The 3752-nt window shown below is 46.7% G+C and carries 2 protein-coding genes; both read right to left on the bottom strand.

Features of this window, described 5'->3' with window-relative positions:
• Positions 1-373: 373 nt before the first annotated feature.
• Positions 374-1714, bottom strand: a complete 1341-nt coding sequence (locus HAP95_RS05205) for an amidohydrolase family protein (protein ID WP_215883256.1) — start codon at positions 1712-1714, stop codon at positions 374-376.
• Positions 1715-1788: 74 nt separating this feature from the next.
• Entirely contained in the window at positions 1789-3447 is a 1659-nt protein-coding gene (locus HAP95_RS05200; RefSeq protein ID WP_215883255.1) for a purine-cytosine permease family protein, read from the bottom strand.
• Positions 3448-3752: the final 305 nt, after the last annotated feature.

Below are 3752 nucleotides of genomic sequence, written 5' to 3'. Positions count from 1 at the left end.
GAGCTGATCAATAACTTCCACAATAAAGCGGGCCAGGTGCCCTTCTGGGAGCCAGTCGTCCATGGAAGGGGGCAGAAGATAATCGGTCTTGCGGTCAGTATCGAGGAAGTGGGCCATAAAATCACTCATCACATTGAATCATAAGTAATTATACGATAATTTTAGGCAAAATGAAAGTCCGACAAGCTGCTAGGGTCAGGCTCCTTGAGGGGTGCTCCAAAATTAGTGCGTTTGGCATCAGGTACACGAGGTGCTGGGTAACGGCAAACTATATGAATGATAGATTGAAACGGTAGAGCACTCGCCGGATGGACCCTCAAAAAACTTGACCAAAGGACCATTAACTGGCTTGACCACACTCACTAACCTAAACCTATGAAAATTTCGCGGTTGCCCAAAGCCGTTCAGCTACAAGCTGAGCACTTTGAATTACCTCTTTAGGGTCAAAATGGCAAGGTTGACCTGCGTCAAGTACCAACTTGCCATCTACCACTACGTAATCAACATTGCCTCCACTAGCGCTGTACACAATCAATCCCGGCCCTCCATGGAGCGGCCGGAGATTGGGAATCATACTATTCAACAATAAAATATCTGCTTTCCACCCTTTAATTAAAGAGCCAACATTATTCAGTCCTAGGGCAGTCGCACCGCCTTGTGTTGCCCATCTAAGTACCCGTTCAGCTCCAAATGAAAATCCCGCCCCATCGATGCGCGCTACTTGTACAGCACATCGCATTGCTTCAAACATATCACCCGATTTGCTGTCGGTACAAAGGGTAATATGGGCCCCAGCTGCTTCCATTGACAGGACTGGAGCAATTGCACCATGAGTTGCGTTGCCTATCGGTGAATGTGCAACAGAAGTTCCACTGGATCCGATTTGATCTATATCTTCCGGTTGCATCCAGATACAATGACCAGCTATCAGATGTGGCCCTAGCATCCCGAGTCGATTGAATAGTTCAATTGGTCGACAGCCATCACGTTCTAGCACAACCTTCAACTCACGTTGTGATTGATGTAAATGAGTATGCACGCTGAGCCCAGTTTCCAGAGCTAAAGCAGCAACTTTCGCCAACAAAGTGGTTGAGCAAGTGTCGGCGGCATGGAAACCGATTGCTGGATTTATTAGATCGTTACGCACCTTCCATCTGTCGATAAAATTTTCAGTTTCTTCCAGCATTTTCTGACCCAAGGAGCTGTTGTAGCAATGTTTACCGTGCTTAATTTGACACATATCTGCATCCATGATTCGTCCACCTATAAAGCCCCGAAGCCCTGCTTCAGCCGTGGCACGAGCAAGCGCCTCCGGATGACGATAAAAATCAACCAAGGTCGTCGTACCAAAACGCAACAACTCGAAGACGCCGAGTCGAGCAAGTAAATAAGCTTCTTCGGGTGATAGGTCATCACCTTGCGGAACACCGGCAATATAAGCTGGTGCAAAACCAAGATCTTCTACTCGTCCCCTTACATGTGCCAGTATCGTGTGATTGTGTGTGTTAATCAAGCCGGGCATCGCGATGTGATCATCTGATCCTATTGTTCTACGCGGCAAATAATGAGAGGCCAATAGGTCGTGAGATCCAATGTCCAAGATACAGCCATCTTTTACAGCAATTGCAGCGTTCCGTAGTGCATCACCTGCGTCATTATTTAACAACGCAACTCCAGCATGAAGCAATATATCACATTCTATAGGTAAACCCATCGTAATTATCCCAGTATGAGAATGTTAAACATATAAAATGTTACATCTTAAGTTAAACATACCCATTAATTAACTCAGGAACACTTCACCGGAACATCCTTTATGCTTCCGACTGTTTTACACATATCATGACACTCCTTATCTAATGAACAGCATAAAGAACAGATAGGACCATCATGGGCTGGGCAACAGGCCATATCTTCTTTTTCATACTCAAATCCACAGGTCGTACAGTTAAGCACATCATGATGTGTGCCGGCGTGATAATGCGGGTCTCTGGCAATGTAATATTTCCCTTTGGTCAGAATCGCAATAACAGGTGAAAGACTAAAAGCGAGGAAAAGCGCAATAAAGGCACTGAACGACTCTCCCCAGGGTCCAAATGCCCCAAAAAATGCAGCTACAGAAACAATGGAAGCAATCACCATCGCTCCGAAGCCTACCGGATTAAAGTTGTAGAGATGCGCTCTTTTGAATTCAATATAAGATGGACTCAACTTCAGCAGTGGTTTGTTGATGACCAGATCAGCCACAATCGCGCCAATCCAAGCTACAGCTACATTTGAGTAGAATCCTAGGATTGTGCCCAAAACCGAGAACATATTACTTTCCATCAGCGCAAGAGCAATACCTACATTCAGGAAAATATAAATGACACGCCCAGGATGGCGGTGCGTCAAGCGCGAAAAGAAATTCGACCAGGAAAGTGAGCCGGAGTAGGCATTCGTCACATTAATTTTGATTTGTGACATAAAAATAAAGATGGCGGCCAGAATCAATGCAACTGCTGGGAAAGCATAGCCAAAACCCGCAATGTACATATGAATGGGCTCATTGGCATTCGCCAGTGGCGTACCATGGGTTGCGGCAATCGAAGAAAGAAAGGAACCCATGAGCTGCTTGGTTGCCCCCAGAACCACCCAACCCGGGCCAGCGGCCAGGACGGCAAACCACCATTTCCATTTTTTAAACGGATTGATTTTGGGCATAAAGCGTAAATAGTCAGCCTGCTCACCAATTTGAGCGATCAATGAAAGTGCGATTCCGGCAGCACTCCCCCATAGCAGGGGATTAAATCCCGCGCCGCTGGGAGACTTGCCCGCAAATTGTACCCAAGAAGCGACGGTTTGGGGGTCCTTGATCAGAATGGCAGCAATAGGGATGACAAACAGCCCGATCCAGATAGGATTCGTCCATTTCTGGACCACCGAGAGTACCGTCATTCCAAACAACACCAAAGGGATAATGATCAGAGAGGAGATAATGTAGGACAGAGCTATGGGGATGCCTAAAAAGAGGGTAAAGGCCTGAGACATCACCGAACCTTCGAGGGCAAAAAATATAAACGTAAATGAAGCATAAATAACGGAGGTGATGGTGGAGCCCAAATACCCAAAACCGGCACCTCGGGTCAGCAGATCGACATCCACATTATATTTGGATGAATAATAGGCAATGGGTATTCCCGTGAGAAAAATAATCAGTGCAGCGGTTAAAATTCCCCATAAGGCATTGGTGAATCCATACTGAATGGCCAAAGAGCCGCCGATAGCGAGATCAGCCATATAGGCAATACTACCCAGAGCAGCCATCGCCACACCATACTCCGACCATTTACGAAATCCGGATGGTGCATAGCGCAGAGAATAATCTTCAAGAACAGGATTGTTGACCAATCCTCCAAAAATACGTTTTGCCCGTGTTTCAGGACTTTTGCTTACAGTTGTTGCCATTTCGCTCTCCTTAATCTGATTAAAACTGATATTTATTTGTCTACTCTAGTTTAGACATTCAGCCCGGCTCCGCCGGGTTTTTATTTTCTATTTTGCTACGAAAGTGCTTGACACGGTGATAGTGCCGTGCGGCCGACCCTTTGGAAAAAAGGGTCGGCCAGTGAGAAGCGTTTTAGGCTTCTCGGAATCACTGCCATGTCCTTTCAGCGTCTCGTTACCTTCCGCCTTTCAGAGTGGATTTCCTACTTTCTCGCGGCCGTGCCGCCCCGCTCGCGGCGCAGCTTCCTCGAACTGCTTTGCGGGTG

It is taken from the genome of Acidithiobacillus sulfurivorans (assembly GCF_018853815.1).
Lineage (GTDB): Bacteria > Pseudomonadota > Gammaproteobacteria > Acidithiobacillales > Acidithiobacillaceae > Acidithiobacillus > Acidithiobacillus sulfurivorans.
This window is presented reverse-complemented; position numbering and strand designations above follow the sequence as displayed.

Excerpts from the sequence above, each read along its gene's own strand:
- HAP95_RS05205 (WP_215883256.1), bottom strand. The coding sequence starts at position 1,714 with ATGGGTTTACCTATAGAATGTGATATATTGCTTCATGCTGGAGTTGCG.
- HAP95_RS05200 (WP_215883255.1), bottom strand. The coding sequence starts at position 3,447 with ATGGCAACAACTGTAAGCAAAAGTCCTGAAACACGGGCAAAACGTATT.